This is a genomic window from Enterobacter cloacae complex sp. HYC042_NIDB, from assembly GCF_056673315.1.
Genome location: NZ_CP109650.1, coordinates 4613694 through 4636917 on the forward strand (window position 1 = coordinate 4613694; position 23224 = coordinate 4636917).

Sequence of the window (23224 nt, forward strand, 5' to 3'; positions counted from 1 at the left end):
GAAGAGACTCCCCGGCAATTTATTGCGCATTTTGCAGCGCCTGCGCGCACGCCCAGGCGCTCGACCACGCCCACTGGAAATTATATCCGCCGAGCCAGCCGGTCACGTCCATTACCTCGCCAATAAAGTAGAGCCCCGGTACGTTACGCGCTTCCATCGTGCGTGAAGAAAGCTCATTCGTATCAACGCCGCCCAGCGTCACTTCCGCCGTGCGATACCCCTCGGTACCGTTTGGCTGAACGCGCCAGTTCGTCAGCGTATCCACCAGCGTATCCTGCTCGCGGCTGTTAAGCTGCTTGAGCGACACGTCGGGGATCTGCCCCAGCCCCTGCAAACACTCCACCAGACGCTTCGGCAGCTGCATCGCCAGGGTATTTTTCAGGCTCTGATTCGGGTGCGCGGCGCGCTGTTCGTTGAGGAACGCGTCCAGATCGCTGTCCGGCACCAGATTCACCGAGACAAATTCCCCCGGCTGCCAGTAGCTGGAGATTTGCAGGACCGCCGGGCCGGAGAGACCGCGGTGGGTAAAGAGCAGGTTTTCGCGGAATACCGTCCCGTCTTCGGCGGTAATGACGGAGGGAACAGAGACGCCGGACAGCGTCTGAAGCTGCTCCAGCAGCGGCTTATGCAGCGTGAACGGCACCAGCCCGGCGCGGGTGGGCAGCACCTTCAGGCCAAACTGCTCGGCAATCTTGTAGCCGAACGGTGACGCGCCCAGCCCGGGCATCGACAGACCGCCGCTGGCGATGACCAGATTATCGGCGCTGACGGTGTCACCGTTCAGCAGCAGCGTGTAGCCCTGCTCGTCGCGGGCGACCTCCAGCACTTCAGTGCGCAGGCGCATGACCACGCCGCCCTTCTCGCACTCGGCCACCAGCATATCGACAATTTGCTGCGCGGAGTCGTCGCAGAAGAGTTGCCCGAGCGTCTTTTCATGCCACGCGATGCCATGCTTACCCACCAGGTCGATAAAGTCCCACTGGGTGTAACGCGCCAGCGCAGATTTACAAAAATGACGGTTCTGGCTCAAATAGGCCGCGGGTTCGACATAAAGATTGGTGAAGTTGCAGCGCCCGCCGCCTGACATCAGGATCTTGCGGCCTGGCTTTTTCCCGTTGTCCAGCAACAGCACGCGACGACCCGCCTGTCCGGCCATCGCCGCACAAAACATACCCGCCGCACCGGCGCCAATAACCACGGCATCAAACCTTTCCACGTCAAAACCCTCTTCGTTAACTGCCGCGGATTGTAAAGTTTCCTCTGTGGTCACACCAGCGTAAAAAGATATTACAAAGCCATTCCATTGAAATTTAACGATTATCCTTTCAGGCACTTTTCCCAAATCAGGTGGTATGTCAAAAAAAGTCTATATTTCACTTTGCCCGTTGCGCATTTGTCCTGGATAATGCGCCGCGTTCATGTCCTCAAAATGGCGTAACGTCCTATGCTACATTTGTTTGCCGGCCTGGATTTACATACCGGGCTTTTACTATTGCTTGCTCTGGTTTTTGTACTGTTTTACGAAGCGATCAACGGCTTCCACGACACTGCAAACGCAGTAGCAACGGTTATCTACACTCGCGCAATGCGATCGCAGCTTGCGGTTGTTATGGCGGCGGTATTTAACTTTTTTGGTGTCCTCCTGGGCGGACTGAGCGTTGCGTATGCGATCGTGCATATGCTGCCAACGGATCTGCTGCTTAACGTGAGTTCCGGTCATGGCCTCGCCATGGTGTTCTCAATGCTGCTTGCTGCCATTATCTGGAACCTCGGTACCTGGTATTTCGGCCTGCCTGCATCCAGCTCTCACACTCTCATTGGCGCGATTATCGGTATCGGGTTAACCAACGCCCTGATGACCGGGACATCGGTTGTTGATGCGCTGAATCTGCCTAAAGTACTGGGCATTTTCGCTTCTCTCATCGTCTCCCCTATCGTGGGTCTGGTGGTTGCGGGTGGATTGATTTTCATCCTGCGTCGCTACTGGAGCAACACGAAGAAACGTGCGCGTATCCACCTGACGCCAGCAGAGCGTGAGAAGAAAGACGGCAAGAAAAAGCCGCCATTCTGGACGCGTATCGCCCTGATCATTTCTGCTATCGGCGTGGCCTTCTCTCATGGCGCGAACGACGGGCAGAAAGGCATTGGTCTGGTGATGCTGGTTCTGATCGGTGTCGCACCGGCGGGCTTCGTGGTGAATATGAACGCCTCGGGTTACGAAATCACCCGTACCCGTGATGCGGTCAACAACGTTGAAACCTATTTCCAGCAGCACCCTGAGCTGCTGAAAAAAGCGACCGGCGTTGACCAGCTGATCCCTTCTCCGGAAGCCGGTGCCACCACCGCGCCTGGCGAATTCCACTGCCATCCGGCTAACGCGATTAACGCGCTGGAACGTGCCAAAGGTATGCTGGGCAACATCGAAAGCTACGATAAACTGGCCGTTGAACAGCGTGGTCAGCTGCGTCGTATCATGCTCTGTATCTCCGACGTGACCGATAAAGTCGCGAAGCTGCCAGAGGTGAATGGTGACGACAAGCGTCTGCTGAAGAAACTGAAAAGTGATATGCTCAATACCATTGAGTACGCGCCAATCTGGATCATCATGGCCGTCGCGCTGGCGCTGGGTATCGGTACGATGATTGGCTGGCGCCGTGTGGCGACCACCATCGGCGAGAAGATCGGTAAGAAAGGCATGACCTATGCGCAGGGTATGTCCGCGCAGATGACGGCAGCAGTGTCTATCGGTCTGGCGAGCTACACCGGTATGCCGGTATCCACCACCCACGTACTCTCCTCGTCCGTGGCAGGTACCATGATTGTTGACGGCGGCGGTCTGCAGCGCAAAACCGTGACCAACATTCTGATGGCCTGGGTGTTTACCCTTCCGGCTTCTATCCTGCTGTCAGGCGGGTTGTACTGGATTTCGCTGAAGCTGATTTGATTGGCTGAAGGCGACAAAAAGCGGGTCAGGAAACTGACCCGCTTTTTTTATGGCTGTTATTTGCAATCCAACAGTTTATAACATTAGGATTTTCTGAACATTTTTTGCTCAAAAGAGTTGCGAAAATAACACTATGATGACGGCCAGAAGAAAAACCAGGCAAAGGAGAATGTATGGCTTCTGTCCCAATTTCAGGACCTGGCTCAATAGTTATAGCAAATAATATGCGTGAAGCACGTCTCCATGGCATGTCGCGTAACATGGCCACTCCCTCAACGTATTACTGGTTCTACCAAAAAGTCCGAAATGGTGGTCCCTGGGATTACAAAAAATTCGACCCTTATTTTGCTGCATTTGGTAATTTCAACTTCGGAGCCGCCGGAACTGCAGCAGGCATACCTGCAAACATCCTTCTTATGGGCGCTGGTTGGGCTCAAGGCCGTGCTGGCACGTCAAAACCTGAATGGGGAAAATGGCACGAAAAGCCGCCTTACGGGGACGATCCAACGGACCAACGCAATATCAGAGAAGGAATAGAGTATGCCATTCAAAACGGCTGCTAAATGGATTCATCGCCTTGTTACTGTTTCGCTTCTGGCTCTGGTCATTGGATTTGTGTGGCTCAACCACCAGCCCAACCAGCAAGAGGGCGATAAACTTCAACGCGTTTATAAATTATCTGACAGCGTCTGGCTCTATATGACCGTGAACAATCAGGGTGGCGCCACCGTACCCACAATCTACCGTTACTATCTCTCGGAAAAGATAACAGGAAAAGACATCGACATTATCCATCAGTTGGCAATGAAGCATCCTGTCATTGAAGGTACGGGTACAATCACTGCGGCCAGCATTGATACAAACGGACACGTTAATATCGCCTATAGCGGGAAGGTTATTTCGATTGAGACCAATATCTCCAATCTGCGGTTCTCAGTGAAGCCCTGAACCAGAGGAAAGCAGGCGGGGTTATCCCCGCCTGCTGAGGTACTCAGTGCCAAATCATCAACGCAATCATACTGACCACGACCAGCCCACACAGGGCGCTGGTTAAAATGAACTGACGACGCAGACGCTCGCAGCGACGGATAAACTCTTCATCGTGATGATCGCGGTAGCGCTGGTAGTAGATATACCCCACCAGACGCATCTGCTTGCTGGGCTGTCCATGCGAGGTGAAGAACCCTCCACCGTCCACATACTGATACAGCAACGGATCGCAACCACGAAGTACCACTAACAGCGCACGTAACGATGAGAAGTAGCGCGCCATATTCACTATGCAAACTACGCATAACGCCCAAAACAATGCGACGGTGCTAATCATACATCCTCCCCGGCGTCCGCCCACGAAGCAAGGCTCCTGAGCTACCGCACCCCAATGCCCTGACAGACAGTTCAGTGAAAGAATGACTAAAAGTCGATCCGGTTCGCGTTTTAATATCCGAACGGCTCATTAAATAGTGTAGGAGATCCGTTAATTTTTTTGCCACAAGGTTAATCGTTATCAACACCAAAGCTTGAAAAATATGTTTAACTGGGCCGTAATGAAAGCATCAGACGACGGCTTTCCCATTTAGTCATCGATAACTTAAGGAAGGAGTAACACTATGGCTTACAAACACATTCTTATCGCGGTAGATCTCTCCCCGGAGAGCAAAGTGCTGGTTGATAAAGCGGTATCTATGGCACGTCCCTACAACGCGAAAGTCTCCCTGATTCACGTTGATGTGAATTACTCCGACCTCTACACCGGTCTGATCGACGTCAATCTGGGCGATATGCAGAAACGCATCTCTGAAGAAACGCATCACGCGCTGAGCGAGCTCTCCACCAACGCGGGCTATCCGATCACCGAAACCCTGAGCGGCAGCGGCGACCTGGGTCAGGTGCTGGTTGATGCGATTAAGAAATACGATATGGATCTGGTGGTATGCGGTCACCATCAGGACTTCTGGAGCAAGCTGATGTCTTCAGCACGCCAGCTGATTAACACCGTTCACGTGGACATGCTGATTGTTCCGCTGCGCGACGAAGAAGACGAGTAAGTGCAAAAAAAAGCGGCACTGAAAGTAGGCCGGGTAAGGCGAAGCCGCCACCCGGCTTTTTTTATTCCGGCGTCCCCGAATAAATATCAAACCGATGCCCTTTCGTGGTCACCGCGTTGGTCGTAGCAACGTCCGCCAGCGGCGGCGCGTAGTCCGGGCGCTTCACCACCACCCGCTTCGTCGCGAGCTGACGAGCCGGCTCCAGCAGGCCGTCTGCGTCTAAATCCGGCCCCACCAGCGACTGAAATACCCGCATCTCTTTCTTCACCAGCGCGCTTTTCTGCTTATGCGGGAACATCGGGTCGAGGTAGACCACCTGCGGACGCGGGGTGATGTCCGTCAGCGCCGTCAGGCTTGACGCGTGGATAAGCTGCAAACGCTCCTGCAGCCACGGGCCGATTTCCGGGTCCGCATAGCCTCGCGTCAACCCGTCGTCGAGCAGCGCGGCGACAACCGGATTACGCTCCAGCATCCGCACATGACAGCCCACCGACGCCAGCACAAACGCATCGCGTCCCAGCCCCGCCGTGGCGTCCACCACGTCCGGGAGATAGCTCCCCTTAATGCCGACCGCTTTGGCCACCGCTTCGCCGCGACCGCCGCCGAACTTACGCCGGTGCGCCATCGCGCCGCCAACGAAGTCGACAAAAATCCCGCCGAGCTTCGGTTCATCGCGCTTGCGTAATTCGAGATGTGCTGACGTCATTACCAGCGCCATCAGGTTCTCTTCATCGTGCTCCAGCCCCCAGCGGGCCGCCAGAACAGATAAGGCGCCGTCTCCGGCGCCCGTTTCATCCACTAAGCAGATCTTCACGTAACAATCAGCCTTTGATCCCGTAATGCTCAAGCATCGCATCCAGCTGCGGCTCGCGGCCACGGAAGCGTTTGAACAGCACCATTGGCTCTTCAGAACCGCCGCGGGTCAGGATGTTGTCAAGGAACGACTGGCCGGTTTCGCGGTTGAAGATCCCCTCTTCCTCGAAGCGAGAGAAGGCATCCGCCGCCAGCACGTCGGCCCACAGGTAGCTGTAATAGCCCGCCGCGTAGCCGCCCGCGAAAATGTGGCTGAACGCGTGCGGGAATCGGCCCCAGGTTGGCCCTGGAATAACGGCAACCTGTTTTTTAATCTCGGCCAGCGTTTCGAGGATTTTCGCCCCCTGCTCCGGGCTGAACTCGGCGTGCAGTCGGAAATCGAACAGTCCGAACTCCAGCTGACGCAGAATGAACATCGCCGCCTGGTAGTTTTTCGCCGCCAGCATTTTATCCAGCAGCTCTTTCGGCAGCGGTTCGCCGGTCTCATAGTGGCCGGAGATAAACGCCAGCGCGTCCGGCTCCCAGCACCAGTTTTCCATAAACTGGCTTGGCAGCTCGACCGCATCCCATGGCACCCCGCTGATACCGGCGACGCCGGCGGTTTCGATGCGGGTCAGCATGTGGTGCAGACCGTGACCGAACTCGTGGAACAGGGTGATCACTTCGTCGTGGGTGAACAGCGCAGGTTTGCCGCTTACCGGACGGTTGAAGTTACAGGTCAGATAGGCGACCGGTTTTTGCAGGGAACCGTCTGCTTTACGCATCTGGCCCACGCAGTCGTCCATCCACGCCCCGCCGCGCTTGTTCTCACGCGCGTAGAGATCGAGGTAGAAGCTGCCGCGCAGTTCGTTTTTCTCGTCATACAGTTCAAAGAAGCGCACGTCCGGATGCCAGACGTCAATATCAGTACGCTCTTTAGCGGTAATGCCGTAAATGCGTTTAACCACTTCAAACAGGCCGTTGACGGCTTTGTTTTCCGGGAAGTACGGGCGCAGCTGCTCGTCGCTGATGCTGTAGAGGTGCTGCTTCTGTTTTTCGCTGTAGTACGCGATATCCCACGGCTGCAGCTCGTCCACGCCAAACTCCGCTTTCGCGAAGGCGCGCAGCTGGGCCAGCTCTTTCTCACCCTGCGGACGAGCGCGTTTGGCCAGATCGGTCAGGAAGTCGAGCACCTGCTGCGGGTTCTCGGCCATTTTGGTGGCGAGGGATTTATCCGCGTAGCTGTCGAAGCCCAGCAGCTGAGCCAGCTCGTGACGGAGGGCGAGGATTTCCGCCATCACCGGACTGTTGTCCCATTTACCGGCATTCGGCCCCTGATCGGAGGCGCGGGTGCTGTAGGCGCGGTACATCTCTTCACGCAGGGCCTGGTTGTCGCAGTAGGTCATCACCGGCAGATAGCTCGGGATATCCAGCGTTAACAGGAAGCCTTCCTGCTCTTTCGCTTCGGCCTGGGCTTTCGCCGCCGCCAGTGCGCTTTCCGGCATACCCGCCAGCTCTGCTTCGTCGGTAATCAGCTTCGTCCAGCCCATGGTGGCGTCAAGGACGTTATTGCTGTACTGGTTGCCCAGTTCGGACAGGCGCGCAGCGATTTCACCGTAGCGAACCTGCTTCTCTTTTGGCAGACCGATACCGGACAGTTCGAAATCACGCAGGGCGTTATCAACCGATTTTTTCTGCGCCGTGTTCAGTTCGGCATAATGGTCGCCGTCGCGCAGGTCGCGGTAGGCTTTGTACAGCCCTTCGTGCTGGCCGACCCAGGTGCTGTACTCAGAGAGCAGCGGCAGGGTTTGTTCGTAGGCTTCACGCAGTTCCGGGCTGTTTTTCACCGAGTTCAGATGGCTCACCGGGGAGAAGATACGCCCCAGCACGTCGTCCACTTCGGCCAGCGGCTGACACAGATTCTCCCAGGTGTACGGCGCGCCCTGCGCAACCACGCTTTCTACCGCCGCGCGGCAGTTGTCCAGCGACTGGGTAACGGCTGGAACCACATGCTCAGGGAGGATTTTAGAAAACGGTGGCAACGAAAAAGGCGTCAGTAATGGATTGGTCATAAACGCTGTCCTGTTGAAATAGGTGAATGAAGCGCGCATCCGGCGCTGTGCATATTGTTTTCAGTAATGGGGTTAAGTGTAGAGGATTTCAATAGCTGCGCTTACCGGGCCTGCGGGTAATCTGTGCCGTTCTGCTGTAAACTGTGGCAAATCGTCAATTCAGCGGAATACCATTACCCATGCTCAGTTATCGCCACAGCTTCCACGCTGGCAACCATGCCGACGTCCTCAAACACACCGTTCAGAGCCTGATCATTGAATCGCTTAAAGAGAAAGAGAAGCCGTTTCTCTATCTGGACACCCATGCGGGCGCGGGCCGTTATCAGCTGAGCGGCGAGCATGCCGAGCGTACCGGCGAATATCTTGAGGGCATCGCCCGCATCTGGCAGCAGGACGACCTGCCCGCCGAGCTGGAGCCTTACATTGGCGTGGTGAATCACTTCAACCGCAACGGCCAGCTGCGCTACTACCCTGGCTCACCGCTGATTGCCCGCCAGCTGCTGCGCGAGCAGGACAGCCTCCAGCTGACCGAACTGCACCCGAGCGACTTCCCGCTGCTGCGTTCGGAATTTCAGAAAGACAGCCGCGCCCGCGTCGACAAAGCCGACGGCTACCAGCAGCTGAAAGCCAAGCTGCCGCCGGTTTCCCGTCGCGGCCTGGTGCTGATCGACCCACCGTACGAAATCAAAACCGACTATCAGGCGGTGGTGACCGGCATCAACGAAGGCTACAAACGTTTTGCGACCGGAACCTATGCCCTGTGGTACCCGGTAGTGCTGCGCGCGCAGATCAAGCGCATGATCAAAGATCTGGAGGCGACCGGCATTCGTAAAATTCTGCAGATTGAGCTGGCGGTACGCCCGGACAGCGACCAGCGCGGCATGACCGCTTCCGGCATGATCGTCATTAACCCGCCGTGGAAGCTCGAAGCGCAAATGAACAACGTGCTGCCGTGGCTGCACAAAACGCTGGTGCCAGCCGGAACGGGCCACGCCACCGTCAGCTGGATCGTGCCGGAGTAATTGCAGCCATCGGTGGAAACTATTGATTTCAGGTATACAATCGCGGCAATTCACGATTAAGGACAAAAGCTATGACTAAGCATTATGACTACATCGCCATCGGCGGCGGCAGCGGCGGCATCGCCTCCATCAACCGCGCGGCCATGTACGGCCAGAAATGTGCGCTGATTGAAGCCAAAGCGCTGGGCGGCACCTGCGTGAACGTGGGTTGTGTACCGAAAAAGGTGATGTGGCACGCGGCGCAAATTCGTGAAGCGATCCATATGTACGGTCCGGACTACGGCTTTGACACCACCATCAACAATTTCGACTGGGACAAGCTGATCGCCAGCCGTACCGCCTACATCGACCGCATTCACACCTCGTACGACAACGTGCTGGGCAAAAATAACGTCGACGTGATTCACGGCTTCGCCCGCTTTGTGGACGCGAAAACGATCGAAGTGAACGGCGAGACGATCACCGCCGATCATATCCTGATCGCCACCGGCGGACGTCCGAGCCACCCGAATATTCCGGGCGCGGAATACGGTATCGACTCCGACGGATTCTTCGAGCTGCCTGCCCTGCCAAAACGCGTTGCCGTGGTGGGCGCGGGCTATATCGCGGTAGAGCTGGCTGGCGTGATTAACGGCCTGGGTGCAGAAGCGCACCTGTTCGTGCGTAAACACGCACCGCTGCGCAGCTTTGACCCGCTGATCGTCGATACGCTGGTTGAAGTGATGAACGCCGAAGGCCCGACCCTGCACACCAACGCCGTGCCAAAAGCGGTAGTGAAAAACGCGGACGGCAGCCTGACCCTTGAGCTGGAAGATGGCCGCAGCCAGACCGTTGATTGCCTGATCTGGGCGATTGGCCGTGAACCGGCGAACGACAGCTTTAACCTGGCGGTGACCGGCGTGAAAACCGACGAAAAAGGCTACATCGTCGTCGATAAGTTCCAGAACACCAGCGTACCGGGCATTTACGCCGTCGGTGATAACACCGGTGCGGTCGAACTGACGCCGGTGGCCGTTGCGGCGGGCCGTCGTCTCTCCGAGCGCCTGTTCAACAACAAGCCGGACGAGCATCTGGACTACAGCAACATCCCGACCGTGGTCTTTAGCCACCCGCCAATCGGCACCGTCGGCTTAACCGAGCCGCAGGCCCGTGAGCAGTACGGCGACGACCAGGTGAAAGTGTATAAATCCGCGTTCACCGCGATGTATACCGCCGTCACCTCTCACCGTCAGCCGTGCCGCATGAAGCTGGTCTGCGTGGGCCCGGAAGAGAAGATTGTCGGTATCCACGGCATCGGCTTCGGCATGGATGAGATCCTGCAGGGCTTTGCGGTGGCGCTGAAGATGGGGGCGACCAAGAAAGACTTCGACAACACCGTGGCGATCCACCCGACGGCGGCGGAAGAGTTTGTCACCATGCGATAATGCAGAAGCCCCTCTCCGGAGGGGCTTTTTTTATTCACATACATAAATCGTTGCAAAACGAATGCTCCGAAAAGAGTGATCTACCGCACATATCCCTCCACATCTACCGAAGCGAATGTCTACGCTTATAGGACGCCCGGAGAAACCTGTCTTCAGAATACACAACCGGAGGTCCCTATCACCATGTTCAACCAGAAACTACAGGCTACCGAGAACATCGAATTCGAGATTGCAGAAGAGCTGCGCTACGAGACCGATCCCTGCGAGTTAAAACTGGATGAGATGATTGAGGCGGAGCCGGAACCCGAAATGATCGAGGGGCTACCCGCCTCCGATGCCCTGACGCCCGCCGATCGCTACCTTGAACTGTTCGAGCACGTCCAGTCGACGCGGCTGTTTGCGGACAGCAAAACCTTCCCCGACTGCGCGCCGAAGATGGATCCGCTGGATATTCTGATCCGCTACCGTAAGGTCAGACGGCACCGGGATTTCGACCTGCGCCAGTTCGTTGAGAACCACTTCTGGCTGCCTGAAACCTACAGCACGGAATATGTCTCCGACCCCGGACTGTCGCTGAAAGAGCACATTGATAGCCTGTGGCCCGTCCTGACGCGCGAACCGCAGGACCATATTCCCTGGTCGTCCCTGTTGGCGCTGCCGCAGGCCTATATCGTGCCCGGCGGGCGATTCAGCGAGACCTACTACTGGGATTCGTACTTCTCCATGCTGGGGCTGGCGGAAAGTGGCCGTAACGATCTGCTGAAGTGCATGGCGGATAACTTCGCGTGGCTGATCGAACGCTACGGCCATATCCCTAACGGCAACCGCACCTATTATCTCAGCCGCTCGCAGCCGCCGGTCTTTGCCCTGATGGTGGAGCTGTTTGAAGAGGACGGCGTGCGCGGCGCGAAGCGTTACCTCGACCACCTCAAAATGGAGCATGCCTTCTGGATGGACGGCGCGGAGTCGCTACTGCTTAATCAGGCCTACCGCAGCGCGGTGCGCATGCCGGACGGTTCATTGCTGAACCGCTACTGGGACGACCGTGACACCCCGCGCGACGAATCGTGGATTGAGGACGTGGAAACCGCCCGCCACTCGGGCCGTCCGCCGAATGAGGTCTATCGCGATCTGCGTGCGGGTGCAGCGTCTGGCTGGGATTACTCCTCCCGCTGGCTGCGCGATCCGGCGCGGCTCGCCAGCATTCGCACGACGCAATTTATCCCCATCGATTTGAACGCCTTCCTTTTTAAGCTGGAGAGCGCGATTGCCAATATCTCGGCGTCGAAAGGGGATAAAGAGACGGCCGAGCTGTTCCGCCAGAAGGCCACCGATCGCCGCGCGGCGGTGAACCGCTATCTGTGGGACGAGGAGAGTGGCTGTTACCGCGATTACGACTGGCGACGCGAGCAGATGGCGCTGTTTTCTGCCGCCAGCATTGTGCCGCTGTATGTTGGAATGGCGACGCACGAGCAGGCAGAACGTTTATCTGACGCGGTAAAAGCGCGTCTGCTGACGCCGGGTGGGATTCTGGCAACCGAATACGAAACCGGCGAGCAGTGGGATAAACCCAACGGCTGGGCGCCGCTGCAGTGGATGGCGATCCAGGGGTTCAAGCAGTACGGCAACGACTCGCTGGGGGATGAAATCGCCTGGAGCTGGCTGCATACGGTGAACCACTTCTACAAGACGCACCACAAGCTGATTGAGAAGTACCACATCGCCAGCAGTACGCCGCGCGAAGGGGGCGGCGGGGAGTATCCGCTACAGGATGGCTTCGGCTGGACGAACGGCGTGGTGCGACGGTTGATTGGGTTGTATGGGGAGCCTTGAGAAGGGTGCGATCTGGCCCCTCTCCCCTCTGGGGAGAGGGTGAAAACTTTAACGAATCACCTCATAAATGGCGGTCTGAATAGACTGCCATTTTTTCGTGGTGGCATCCGGCTGTGACTGCGCCCGTCGCGTTGCCATCTCAAGATCGTGCTTCTGGCGCTTCACCACGGCCGGCACGGTGCAGAACGCTTTCAGATACTCTTTACGTATTGACGTCAGGGACTCGCCGTTTGACATGGCGTGGCTGAGCGTATTGATGAAACGACGACACGGCTTCTCTTCTGCCATGTTCTGCCGATAGCGCAGCATAAGCTCCAGAACGTCGTCATAGCCTGCCGACATCGCCTCTTCGGTCCATGACAGCTTCCAGTCCATCCCACCCTGCAAAAAGAGCAGCGCCACGCGGGTATCGTTGCGGTTAATCGCCGAACGGAAATTACTCTCGTCCCAGGTCACTCCCATGCGCGTCAGCGTCTCGCGCGAAGAAGGGGTTTCGCGCATCTCCTGCGGCGGAGCCGCCGCTTGCGCCGTATTTTCGGCCGCAGGCTGCGGTTTGCTGCTGGTCACCAGCCAGAAGCCGCCTACCACGATGGCAATCACCATCACGCCGACCGCTCCCCATAGCGCACCGGAGATAAGCTGCTCACGCTGTTCGGGCGTGCGCGGGGCGCGCTGGGTCGGCTTTTCAATCGTGTCGCGGACTTCAAATAGATCCCCACCGGTAACCCGATCCATTTTTTGCGCCTTTTCCCAGAACGCGTGCAGCTCGCTGGCATCCACCGCCATGAATCCGGCCGGGTTGACGCGCGTTCTCCCCTCCTCAAACGCGCGTTGAACCGGACGGGAGATCTGCATGTAGTAGTTATCCAGCAGCTGAATTTGCGCCGAACTCAACGTTTTCTGCACCGTAATGCTGTTGCGAATTTGTCGAATGTCGTCAAGGAAGGTTTGCAGCGTTTTGCGCGGCTCCACCAGGAGCGTCAGCATGGACGGGTCGTTAAACAGCGAGGCGTAATAGCGGCTGAACTCTTTTTTATCCACCAGCATTTGCGCCAGTTCACTGAACATCATGCCGCTCAGGACATCGTTGATTTCGCCATGCTTCAGCCAGCGCCGTACGCGGTCAGCGTTAAATAAGGTTTTAAGATGATTATTGAGCCGCACCTGATCGGGCCAGGCCTGCTGAATGAGGCCTTTAATCATTAACTCAATTGCGCGTACCTGCTTGTGCGCCTGCTGTTGCTGGAGTTCGCTTCCCGGGGCCAGCTCGGTGCTGTAGGTCAGAAGCGGCTGCTGCAGACGAAGATGTTCCAGCGTAGTCACAAACCGCATCGCCGCAATAAGCTGGTTTTCACTGACATCCTGCCCGCTTTCGTACTGCGGGACGCGCTGCTGCAGCAGGCGCAGCTGCAGCGTAAATTCCGACATCTCGGCATCATTCAGGTTAAGCTTCTTCGCAACCGTAGCCCATCCCCCGAGGCCTAAACGCGCGCTGTCCAGCTGTTCCAGAAACCAGCGTGGATCTTTCCCCTCAGAAACATGTACATTCAGAAGAAGCAAGATTTCCACCGACGCCTGGCGAATGACCGCCAGACAGTGTTCAAACTGTTCGCGGATATGATGTGATGTGCTGAGAGTCATTGTTTTCCTTAAGCGACAGCGAAGACATCCGGAATGGGCACTAACGGCCGTTTTTCTTTTTATTTATACGCGCTTAACCATACCTGACTTTCTGTTGAAATAAAGTGACAACCCTAAAATCATTTAAAATGCTTCAGGAGAATCTTAATGCCAGTTTTAATGACCTCACGCCTGAACTGCTCGCCCCTGCAGGAGCAAGACTGGCCCTTTTTTCTGGCGTTGCAGCAACACCCCGAAGTCATGCGCTTTGTGGCGGAGAACCGCTCCGTCGCAGCGATCCGGGAGGCGTTTGATTCGCGCCTGACGCCCTGGACGCCAGGCAGCGCGCACTGGCTGTGCCTCGTCGTACGTGATGCCCTCTCACAGGCCCCGCTGGGCGTTACCGGGTATATTCATCGGGAAGAAGATTGCGCCGAAGTGGGCTTTCTTTTTGCCCCCGAGGCGCAGGGCAAAGGTTACGGCTTCGAATCCCTGCAGGCGCTTTGCGATTACGCCTTTCATCAGGGCGGTATTCGTCGGCTCACCGCCACCGTCACCGCGGGAAACGTCGCCTCCAGGCGCCTGCTGGAAAAAGCTCGCTTCCAGCTGGAAGGCGAGCTACGTGAAAGCTATTACCTTTCCGGTCGCTGGCAAAATGACTGGTTATTTGGGTTATTACGGCAGGAATACCTGAACAATAATTCCTGATCAACAGCCATTTGGCGGATATTGCTCATACCGCGATTCCTCTACAGTATCGCCATTAAGAGGAAACAAATATGAACGGTCATGCGCTAAATATATCTTCTGCCGCCATAGAATTAATAAAGAAACATCAAGGGCTTTCACTAGAGAAATATCGTGATGAAAAGGGTGTATGGGTTATCGGCTATGGGCATGTGATCCGCGAACGGGAAAATTTTCACGGCCTTATCACGCCTCTTCAGGCGGAATATTTACTCCATGAAGATATTCAGCTGTGTGAAACGCTGCTGCGGGAAAAGTGTATACATCCATTAACCCAGCAGCAGCATGACGCGCTGGTACTGATGATACTGAGTTTCGGCGTGACGTCTTCACTCCCGAAAGCGCTGCTTCAGGCCGTCGCCCGGGTGTAGTACATGGCTGCCTGGGTTCGGTTTTTTACCTCCAGCCGGCGAAAAAGCGCTTCCAGATGCGCTTTTACCGTGGCCGCACTGATGTTGAGATTGCGACCAATTTCTTTGTTTGATTCGCCCGCCGCCAGCAGCTTCAGCACCTCACGCTGACGCTCGCTTAAGGAAAGTAACGCCTGCGCTGACGATTGCTGGCTGACCCACTCAGCGGGAAAGCAGACCATCCCTCTGGACACGGAATCCAGCACGGCGGCAAACCGCTCAGGGTTGGCGTTACGGGGGATAATAGCCATCACGTTTCGCTGCATGAGTTGTTCAACCCATCGGGTCTCTTTTTTTGCCAGAACCATCATCACCCGTACCAACGGGAAGCGATGCATGATTTCATCCAGGAAAGAACTCCCCTCATCCTGAATTAAATTGCCGTCAATCATGACGATAGCAGACGGTGACGCGGATATTTGCGTCCATAAATCGTCTGCCTGACAAGCCCCCGTTATATTTATTTCAGGAATTAATTTCTGCAAACCGTGTATCGCTCCATGAATAAATATCGACTGCCTGTCAAACATGATTACTCGCATCGTATTTCTCCCTCTGAGAATAGCGAAGGGGGATTCTACATAGGCGCTATTTAAGAAAAAACTCAATGAATGGAGAGGTTACAAATCCGCCAGTGGTTTTTATATTTACCCGCATTTTGACACATCCATATTAAGGATTTCCTTAAGGGGTTCCCTCCCCTTAACATCAGACATCACAGAAACATACCGCCTGATACTTCAATACGTTGCGCATTCATCCAGCCAAGCTTATCGCTAAGCAACGCCGCAATGGCATCCCCGATATCGTCCGGCAAACCTACCCGCCCCAGCGCCGTCTGCGACGCCAGCATCTGGTTAAGCTGCGCGTTGTCGCGCACGCGCCCACCGCCAAAGTCGGTTTCGATCGCGCCTGGTGCGATAATATTGACGGAGATACCGCGCGCTCCAAGCTCCTTCGCCTGATAGCGGGTGAGCACTTCCATCGCCCCTTTCATGGCCGCATAGGTTCCTGAGCCTGGCTGGGTGAAGCGGGCCAGTCCGCTGGAGACATTGAGGATCCGCCCCCCGTCGTTAAGCAGAGGCAGCAGGCGCTGCGTCAGGAAGAAAGGCCCTTTGAAGTGAATGTTCAGCGCCTCATCAAACTGGGCTTCCGTCGTTTCGGTATAGGGTGCGTATAAACCCGTTCCGGCATTGTTTAATAAATAATCAAATGTTTCGCGCTGCCAGACGCTCTTCAGGATCTCCTGAAGCTGTTGAGCAAAATTTTCGAAACTGGCGATATCCCCGACGTTGAGCTTTAATGCCGCCGCCTTGACGCCTTTTTCCTGAATTTCGCGCACAACTTCCAGCGCTTCCTGCTGGCTACGATTGTAGGTCAGGATAATTCCCGTGCCGTCAGCAGCCAGCTTTAACGCAGCGTTTTTACCTAAGCCGCGGCTACCACCCGTCACTAATGCGATACGTTCAGTCATCATAAACCTCGTTTTGGCTGTTATGGAGATTGAGAAAGAGCTTATTAGGTGATAGAAGATCAATAAAGATGGGTAATAACGCTTCACTGTTTCAGTGCAAACAACAATGAGCTTCATCTATGGATAAAATTCACGCAATGCAGCTGTTTGTTCGCGTCGCGGAACTGGAGAGTTTTTCCCGCGCGGCAGAGACATTAACGCTGCCTAAAGGCAGCGTTTCCCGGCAAATTCAGGCACTGGAAAACCGGCTTGGCACCCAGCTACTGCACCGTACCACGCGCCGCGTCAGCCTGACGCAGGACGGCATGGTCTATTACGAACGGGCAAAAGATCTGCTGGCGAACCTGGATGAGCTGGACGGTATGTTTCAGCACGATCCCTCCAGCATCAGCGGAAGGCTGCGCGTGGATATGCCCGTTGGCGTTGCTCGAAATGTCGTCATCCCCAAACTGCCTGCGTTTTTACAGCAGTATCCGGGTATCGAACTGGAGCTCAGCAGCAGCGATCGTCTGGTGGATGTGGTCCGGGAAGGGTTTGATTGCGTGGTCCGCGTGGGTTCCCTGAAGGACTCAGGGCTGATAGCCCGTCCGCTGGGCAAGCTGTCGGTGATAAACTGCGCCAGCCCGGATTATCTGGCGCGTTTTGGCTACCCTGACACGCTGGACGATTTAGGCTCGCACGCCGTGATTCATTATGCCGCGATGCTGGGAAGCCGCCCTCAGGGCTTTGAATTTTATAACGGCAGCACGACGCAGTGGATAAAAACGGGCGGGGTGCTAACCGTCAACAGCACGGAAACTTACCAGGCCGCCTGCCTTGCCGGGCTGGGGATCATTCAGGCCCCGCGCGTTGGGGTGCGCGACCTGCTGCGCGCCAAGAAACTGATTGAGATCCTCCCGCAGTATCGCGCGGAACCGATGCCTGTCTCCCTGATTTACCCCCACCGGCGCAACCTCTCTCGCCGGGTTCACCTGTTTATGGAGTGGCTAACCGAACTCACAAAAGCTTACGTGGACTAGTCGCAAGCTATAATTCAATAACATCCAGCCAAACGAAAAAGGAAAAGACGCGTGACGCCGGAAAATAACCCGCAACGACCCACCCAACATTTAGATTATGAACCCATCAAGAAGATGGAAACCGAGCCGGAAGAGGCTAAAGCCCCTGGTACCGCCAGCAAGGCGCTGGGCACCGTCACCAGCCTGGCGGAGAGAATTCAGCAGTTTCCCATGGTTGCGCATCTAATACGTGCGACCGAGCGCTTTAATGACCGCATGGGGAACCAGTTCGGTGCCGCGATCACCTATTTTTCGTTCCTGTCGATGATCCCCATCCTGATGGTGTCGTTTGCTGCGGCCGGTTTTGTACTCGCGTCGCATCCAACGCTGCTGCAGGATATTTTCAATAAGATCCTGAATAACGTCAGTGACCCAACCCTTGCCACCACGCTGAAAAGCACGATTAACACCGCCGTTCAGCAGCGCACCACCGTCGGCATCGTCGGTTTGCTCATCGCCCTTTACTCCGGCGTTAACTGGATGGGCAACCTCCGCGAAGCTATTCGCGCCCAGTCGCGCGAGGTGTGGGAGCGTAAACCGCAGGATCAGGAGAAAATTTGGGTTAAATATTTCCGCGACTTTATTTCGCTGATTGGCCTGCTTATCGCGCTCGTCGTCACGCTCTCCATTACCTCCGTGGCGGGCTCCGCGCAGCAGATGATTATTTCTGCGCTCTATCTTGATTACATCGAATGGCTGAAGCCCGCCTGGCGCGGCATCGGACTGGCGATTTCTATCTTCGCCAACTACCTGCTGTTCTTCTGGATTTTCTGGCGCTTGCCTCGGCATCGTCCGCGTAAGAAGGCGCTGCTCCGCGGCACATTGATTGCGGCGATCGGCTTTGAAGTGATTAAGATCGTGATGACCTACACTCTGCCGTCGCTGGTGAAATCCCCGTCCGGCGCGGCATTTGGCTCGGTGCTGGGGCTGATGGCGTTCTTCTACTTCTTCGCGCGTTTAACCCTGTTCTGCGCGGCGTGGATTGCCACCGCCGAGTACAAAGGCGACACGCGAATGCCCGGAAAAACACACCGTTAATTCCGCTCTCGGGCTGATATTTCAGCCCGACTCATCATTTCAGCATATAAATCCAGTCCGTAACTTTTATTTAACCGAAAACCAGTTTTATCCACCAATATTTAAAAAACGTGAAGCATTTCATGGAAGCATTTTGGCTGGCCTGAACATTATCCGCTTTTTGTTGATTTTATAATCAGGAAGCTATTTTGTTACAGATTGAAATGTCGCTTTTGCTGTGCGTAATATGGCCTTTCGTTCGACAAAAAATAAGAAAATATTATGCAATCAACAGCCACAACACTCGACTCTGGTGCGGAAAACGTCCCGGTAAACTCGCGCAATAAAGTTGTCGTCGCATCGCTGATTGGCACCGCCATTGAGTTCTTCGACTTTTACATTTACGCCACCGCAGCGGTCATCGTTTTCCCGCATATTTTCTTCCCGCAGGGAGACCCGACGGCGGCGACGCTACAGTCTCTGGCGACCTTTGCTATCGCGTTTGTGGCGCGTCCGATTGGCTCCGCGCTGTTTGGACACTTCGGCGATCGTATTGGGCGTAAAGTCACCCTGGTGGCCTCGCTGCTGACGATGGGCATCTCCACCGTGGCGATCGGCCTGCTGCCGACCTACGAAACCATCGGCATTCTGGCGCCGGTCCTGCTGGCGCTGGCGCGTTTTGGTCAGGGTCTGGGGCTGGGCGGTGAATGGGGTGGCGCGGCGCTGCTGGCGACCGAGAACGCCCCGCCGCGTAAACGTGCGCTGTACGGTTCATTCCCGCAGCTTGGCGCGCCGATTGGCTTCTTCTTTGCCAACGGGACCTTCCTGCTGCTCTCCTGGCTGCTGACGGACGAACAGTTCATGAGCTGGGGCTGGCGTATTCCGTTTGTCTTCTCGGCCGTGCTGGTGCTGATTGGCCTGTATGTGCGTGTTTCCCTGCATGAGACGCCGGTGTTCGCAAAAGTAGCCGCGGCGAAAAAACAGGTAAAAGTGCCGCTGGGCACCCTGCTGACCAAACACGTGCGCGTGACCGTGCTGGGCACGTTTATCATGCTGGCTACCTACACGCTGTTCTACATCATGACGGTGTATTCCATGACCTACAGTACCGCTGCCGCACCGGTTGGGCTGGGCCTGCCGCGTAACGAAGTGCTGTGGATGCTGATGATGGCGGTGATTGGGTTTGGCGTGATGGTACCGATTGCCGGCCTGCTGGCGGATAAGTTTGGTCGTCGTGCGAGCATGATTACGATCACCACGCTGATCATTCTGTTTGCTCTGTTCGTCTTCCCGCCGCTGCTGAGTTCAGGTAGCCCGGCGCTGGTGATGGCGTACCTGCTGATTGGCCTGAGCCTGATGGGGCTGACCTTCGGCCCGATGGGCGCGCTGCTGCCGGAGCTGTTCCCGACGGAAGTGCGTTATACCGGCGCGTCGTTCTCCTATAACGTCTCGTCTATTCTGGGCGCGTCCGTGGCACCGTATATCGCCACCTGGCTGCAGGCAAATTATGGTCTGTTCTACGTGGGCGTTTATCTGGCGGCCATGGCGGCGCTGACGTTGATTGCGCTGCTGCTGACGCATGAGACTAAGCATCAGGCGCTGTAATTCATTGCGGCCTGATGCCCTCACCCCGGCCCTCTCCCACAGGGAGAGGGAGAAAGGCGTTACTTCTTCATCTGCGACAAAATCGTCCGGCATTGATTCGCCTCGCCTTCTGACGGCGAAATCAACGCCAGCAGCGCGGCGGCCGGGGTGACCAACGTCGCGAGGGCTGCGGCCACCGCGCCACGCGCAATCAGCGGCCCGGGCTTGACGCCCGCCTGCGGATTTTTGAAGGTCCCACGCACGTAAAGCGGCGAGCGCAGGGTAATAATACGAATCCCCTTACTTTCCGGATCGATGGTCAAATCCAGCTGCTCGGAGGCCATGCTGGCGGTACCGGTCACGTTAATCACCGCGTTTTCCGTGTCGAAGGCAAAAATCTGCGGACGCGCCACGCCGTTAACCAGATCCACATTCGCCGCCGCGCAGTTCACCCTCACCTCGTCATCGCCAAAGATTTGCCCGATGATAAAGTTACCGACGTTCAGCCCCAGGATCTCCATCAGGTTGCGGCTGACCAGACCGTCGTTCATTAGCAGTTTCAGGTTACCGTTGCCGCTGCCCAGCAGTGCCGCCACGGAATTCCCCACCCCGCGAATGTCCGCATCGCCGTTCATTTCACCGAGGGTTTTCTGCATCAGCTCCACGTTCGGCATCAGCTCTTTCAGCTTCAATCGACGCGCCTGGATCTCCGCCCGCCCCTGCATCGGCTTTTTATCGCCTTCCAGGTGAATGTTAGAGGAAATCGTCCCGCCCGCCATGCCAAACTTCAGCGGCTGCAGGCGCAGGTCGGCATTTTTCAGGATGATATGCGTCGAGAGATCGCTCAGCGGCAGCGTGCTGCCATGCTCAATCTTGCGCCCTTTGAAGCGCACATCTGCGTCCATCACGTCCCACTTATCGGTTTCAAAGCGATCGTAAGGCAGCACTTTTCCCGCAGGCTGAACGTCCTTTTTGACCTCTTTTGACTTTGTCCCTTTACCCGAATCCACGCCTATCAGCGGGCCAAGATCGGCCAGACGCAGCTGGCGGGATTCGACATCCCCTTCCAGTTTTGGCCGTGGTTTTCCGGTGGTATAGGTCAGCGTGCCGTGAATATCGCTGTCGCCGATGCGGCCGTTGAAATCCCGGTAGTCAAAAACGGACGATTTTTCGGTATCAATTTTGGCAACCAAATGCCCGTCCGTTTCGAACGGCGGGGTATCCGGCAGCAGTACGCCGGTCAGTTCATAGAGTTCGCCAAGCGAGTCACCGGCGAACTTGAGCTGCAGGTCGACGCCCCCCATGTTCATCGGGTCGTTGACCGTCCCCACAAACGCCACGCGCGTATTCCCCGAGCGGAAATCCGCCTGCACCGGGAACGGCGTGCCTTCGCTCCGGAGCGCCAGCATGCCGCCGATTTTCCCTTTCCCGTTAAGCGGCTGGCCGTTGTAGCGCCCTTTTGCCGTCAGGCCGAAGACATAATCACCCGCTTTGGCGCTATCGCCTTTCGCTTTATTGCCCGTGACTTCGCTAAACGGCAGCGGTTTACCCAGCGGATCGACCAGGATCTCCACGTCTGCCTTGCTGACCTTATCGTCGATGGCGATCCGCCCGCGATCGAAAAGAATATTGTCCAGACGGAATGACCACGAAGAGGGCTTGGCATTCGGATCTTTTTCGCCGTCGCTGGCAAGGTTAAACGTCCAGTTATTGTTTTTTTCAGAGAGGCGGATCAGGCGCGCATCGGGCTGCTGGAGCTTGATCCACGGTAGATAGACGGTTTTGGTCAGGAGCGCCAGCGGCGCCAGCGTGGCTTCCACGCGCGGCAGATGCACCATGGTCACTTCGGGGATATCCGGCGGGTTGCCGAGAATAATGTCGTCGGCGTGGACGTGCGGCCAGGGGATCCAGCTTCGCCAGCCGGTCTCCTCTTTCTGACGCTCCCATACCACACCCAGATCGCCACGAATGGCGAAGGGACGGTTCAGCTCAGTTGAGACTTTCTGGTTGATGGTCGGCTTAAGGCGGTTCCAGTCAAACGTCGCGATAATGATGACGACGATCGCGATCAACAACAAGAAAATCCCTGTAATCCAGGAAATGACCCTGGTTGTTTTTGTCATTGTTATCCCCTTTCCTGATGACCTGTCCTGTAAAACTATAGTCCAGACAAAGGGAAACGGGGCTATCAGAGGGTCGTTCTGGCGCTTTCGAGGAGATCCATCGGCACGGGGCGAGAGAGGAAATAGCCTTGCGCCGCCGCTGCGGGAGAGTTTTGCACATCACGCCACTCTTCCAGCGTTTCCACGCCTTCAACGATCACCCCCTGGCAATAGCGATTCATCAGCTGCAATAACAGCGTAAACAGATTCCGTCCTTCCGGGGTCTGGCGCAGCATGATGAACAGATCGCGAGCCACCTTGATGTAGTCATAGCGCACTTCGCTGAGGGCCGAGAAGTTCGCCATACCGGTGCCAAAGTCATCCAGCCACAGCGGGCCAAATTCACACATTGACGCAAACGAGGAATCCTGCGGCAGGCGCACGTGCTCCACCAGCTCAAAGCGCAGCCACGGCAGGGTGGCGATCAGCTCCTGCAGCTTCGCGTTCTGACGCAGTGCCAGCAGAGTTGGGCCATCCACGTTCACCGAGGCGAGGATCGTATGCTGCTCGAAAAAGGCCTGTTTCGTCGCCAGCATACGGAGCTGCTCTTCCAGCACGTCCAGACGCTGGCGAACGGCAACTTCGGCAAAGTAGCGATCCGGCGCGATGCGCTGAGTAGGGTTTGAGGGATGCGTAACGACGGTCAAAATCTCAATTGCCATCAGCCGACCGTCCGTTCGATAGATCGGCTGCCAGGTGTACGCGCGCTCACATTGCAGCCAGTAGCGATGCTCCTGCAAGTTCTCAATACTTGCCTCAGGCGTAGTGCTCAGCCGCTGGATAACCTGCTCTGACTTCATTTCAGATGTCCTGTTGTTGGGATAGCCTTTCTGGACTCGTCACAGGATTATCGGCGCGATAATTGAGAACTTTATGTTCAATTCACCGTGAAAATGAAATTAAGATGACAGAAATTTGCCGGAACACGCGCTGGCTCAAATAAAATAATGGAACACCGTTTTAATATAGTTGACCATCTAATTCACTCGGCGCACACTGCTGAAAATTCTTCTGTTC

21 protein-coding genes are annotated in these 23224 nt (G+C 56.1%); 12 read left to right on the top strand and 9 right to left on the bottom strand.

Annotation, left to right across the window (positions count from 1 at the left end; genetic code table 11):
- Positions 1-19 precede the first annotated feature (19 nt).
- Positions 20-1216: a BaiN/RdsA family NAD(P)/FAD-dependent oxidoreductase gene (locus tag OKF39_RS22135; RefSeq protein WP_395278870.1), complete on the bottom strand. Its 1197-nt coding sequence runs from the start codon at positions 1214-1216 to the stop codon at positions 20-22.
- Positions 1217-1444: 228 nt separating this feature from the next.
- Between OKF39_RS22135 and pitA the strand changes: the two genes are divergently transcribed.
- The 3 genes from pitA (at position 1445) to OKF39_RS22150 (ending at position 3892) form a co-directional block, all read left to right on the top strand.
- Positions 1445-2944, top strand: a complete 1500-nt coding sequence (pitA, locus tag OKF39_RS22140) for an inorganic phosphate transporter PitA (protein WP_028014734.1) — start codon at positions 1445-1447, stop codon at positions 2942-2944.
- 173 nt (positions 2945-3117) lie between these two features.
- Positions 3118-3507 carry a polymorphic toxin type 44 domain-containing protein gene (locus OKF39_RS22145; protein ID WP_479983357.1) on the top strand — a complete coding sequence of 130 codons (390 nt, stop codon included), beginning with the start codon at positions 3118-3120 and terminating at the stop codon, positions 3505-3507.
- Complete coding sequence (locus OKF39_RS22150) at positions 3485-3892, top strand: hypothetical protein (RefSeq protein WP_479983358.1); 408 nt, start codon at positions 3485-3487, stop codon at positions 3890-3892. The genes OKF39_RS22145 and OKF39_RS22150 overlap by 23 nt, the downstream gene beginning before the upstream one ends.
- A 43-nt stretch (positions 3893-3935) precedes the next feature.
- Here OKF39_RS22150 and uspB read toward each other — a convergent pair whose 3' ends face one another.
- Positions 3936-4271 carry a universal stress protein UspB gene (uspB, locus tag OKF39_RS22155; protein WP_003861224.1) on the bottom strand — a complete coding sequence of 112 codons (336 nt, stop codon included), beginning with the start codon at positions 4269-4271 and terminating at the stop codon, positions 3936-3938.
- Positions 4272-4554: 283 nt separating this feature from the next.
- Between uspB and uspA the strand changes: the two genes are divergently transcribed.
- Positions 4555-4992, top strand: coding sequence for a universal stress protein UspA (uspA, locus tag OKF39_RS22160; protein ID WP_003861223.1), 438 nt, complete (start codon positions 4555-4557; stop codon positions 4990-4992).
- Positions 4993-5053: 61 nt separating this feature from the next.
- Here uspA and rsmJ read toward each other — a convergent pair whose 3' ends face one another.
- Both rsmJ and prlC read right to left on the bottom strand, forming a co-directional pair.
- Positions 5054-5806 (bottom strand): 16S rRNA (guanine(1516)-N(2))-methyltransferase RsmJ, encoded by a 753-nt coding sequence (gene rsmJ, locus OKF39_RS22165; protein WP_045259400.1) that lies wholly within the window; start codon positions 5804-5806, stop codon positions 5054-5056.
- A 7-nt stretch (positions 5807-5813) separates the two neighbouring features.
- Positions 5814-7856: an oligopeptidase A gene (prlC, locus tag OKF39_RS22170; protein WP_047367223.1), complete on the bottom strand. Its 2043-nt coding sequence runs from the start codon at positions 7854-7856 to the stop codon at positions 5814-5816.
- Between the two features lie 179 nt (positions 7857-8035).
- On the opposite strand from prlC, the gene OKF39_RS22175 reads away from it, so the two are divergent.
- From OKF39_RS22175 to OKF39_RS22185, 3 genes are all read left to right on the top strand, one after another.
- On the top strand, positions 8036-8878 hold the full coding sequence (locus OKF39_RS22175) for a 23S rRNA (adenine(2030)-N(6))-methyltransferase RlmJ (protein ID WP_046889498.1): 843 nt from the start codon (positions 8036-8038) through the stop codon (positions 8876-8878).
- A 71-nt stretch (positions 8879-8949) separates the two neighbouring features.
- Positions 8950-10302, top strand: a complete 1353-nt coding sequence (gorA, locus tag OKF39_RS22180) for a glutathione-disulfide reductase (protein WP_479983359.1) — start codon at positions 8950-8952, stop codon at positions 10300-10302.
- 183 nt (positions 10303-10485) lie between these two features.
- On the top strand, positions 10486-12135 hold the full coding sequence (locus OKF39_RS22185; RefSeq protein WP_028014741.1) for an alpha,alpha-trehalase: 1650 nt from the start codon (positions 10486-10488) through the stop codon (positions 12133-12135).
- 48 nt (positions 12136-12183) lie between these two features.
- Here the strand turns inward: OKF39_RS22185 and OKF39_RS22190 are convergent, their stop codons facing one another.
- Positions 12184-13776, bottom strand: a complete 1593-nt coding sequence (locus OKF39_RS22190; protein ID WP_041911859.1) for an STY4199 family HEPN domain-containing protein — start codon at positions 13774-13776, stop codon at positions 12184-12186.
- A gap of 147 nt (positions 13777-13923) precedes the next feature.
- Between OKF39_RS22190 and OKF39_RS22195 the strand changes: the two genes are divergently transcribed.
- Both OKF39_RS22195 and OKF39_RS22200 read left to right on the top strand, forming a co-directional pair.
- The gene (locus OKF39_RS22195; protein WP_063155478.1) at positions 13924-14463 is read left to right on the top strand and encodes a GNAT family N-acetyltransferase; all 540 of its coding nucleotides are present in this window, start codon (positions 13924-13926) and stop codon (positions 14461-14463) included.
- A gap of 71 nt (positions 14464-14534) precedes the next feature.
- Positions 14535-14873 carry a lysozyme gene (locus OKF39_RS22200; protein ID WP_028014744.1) on the top strand — a complete coding sequence of 113 codons (339 nt, stop codon included), beginning with the start codon at positions 14535-14537 and terminating at the stop codon, positions 14871-14873.
- Here the strand turns inward: OKF39_RS22200 and OKF39_RS22205 are convergent.
- The gene (locus tag OKF39_RS22205; RefSeq protein ID WP_049000475.1) at positions 14852-15454 is read right to left on the bottom strand and encodes a response regulator transcription factor; all 603 of its coding nucleotides are present in this window, start codon (positions 15452-15454) and stop codon (positions 14852-14854) included. The two genes, OKF39_RS22200 and OKF39_RS22205, sit on opposite strands and share 22 nt — an antisense overlap.
- A gap of 173 nt (positions 15455-15627) precedes the next feature.
- Positions 15628-16386 (bottom strand): SDR family NAD(P)-dependent oxidoreductase, encoded by a 759-nt coding sequence (locus OKF39_RS22210; RefSeq protein WP_028014746.1) that lies wholly within the window; start codon positions 16384-16386, stop codon positions 15628-15630.
- Between the two features lie 119 nt (positions 16387-16505).
- Here OKF39_RS22210 and OKF39_RS22215 point away from each other — a divergent pair, with 119 nt between their 5' ends.
- From OKF39_RS22215 to OKF39_RS22225, 3 genes are all read left to right on the top strand, one after another.
- Positions 16506-17405 (top strand): LysR family transcriptional regulator, encoded by a 900-nt coding sequence (locus tag OKF39_RS22215; RefSeq protein WP_028014747.1) that lies wholly within the window; start codon positions 16506-16508, stop codon positions 17403-17405.
- A gap of 51 nt (positions 17406-17456) precedes the next feature.
- Entirely contained in the window at positions 17457-18482 is a 1026-nt protein-coding gene (yhjD, locus tag OKF39_RS22220; RefSeq protein ID WP_041911856.1) for an inner membrane protein YhjD, read from the top strand.
- Positions 18483-18743: 261 nt separating this feature from the next.
- Entirely contained in the window at positions 18744-20066 is a 1323-nt protein-coding gene (locus tag OKF39_RS22225) for an MFS transporter (protein ID WP_028014749.1), read from the top strand.
- A 59-nt stretch (positions 20067-20125) separates the two neighbouring features.
- Here the strand turns inward: OKF39_RS22225 and OKF39_RS22230 are convergent, their stop codons facing one another.
- Positions 20126-22168, bottom strand: a complete 2043-nt coding sequence (locus OKF39_RS22230) for an AsmA family protein (protein WP_479983360.1) — start codon at positions 22166-22168, stop codon at positions 20126-20128.
- A 65-nt stretch (positions 22169-22233) separates the two neighbouring features.
- Entirely contained in the window at positions 22234-23007 is a 774-nt protein-coding gene (pdeH, locus tag OKF39_RS22235) for a cyclic-guanylate-specific phosphodiesterase (protein ID WP_041911854.1), read from the bottom strand.
- Between the last annotated feature and the right edge of the window lie 217 nt (positions 23008-23224).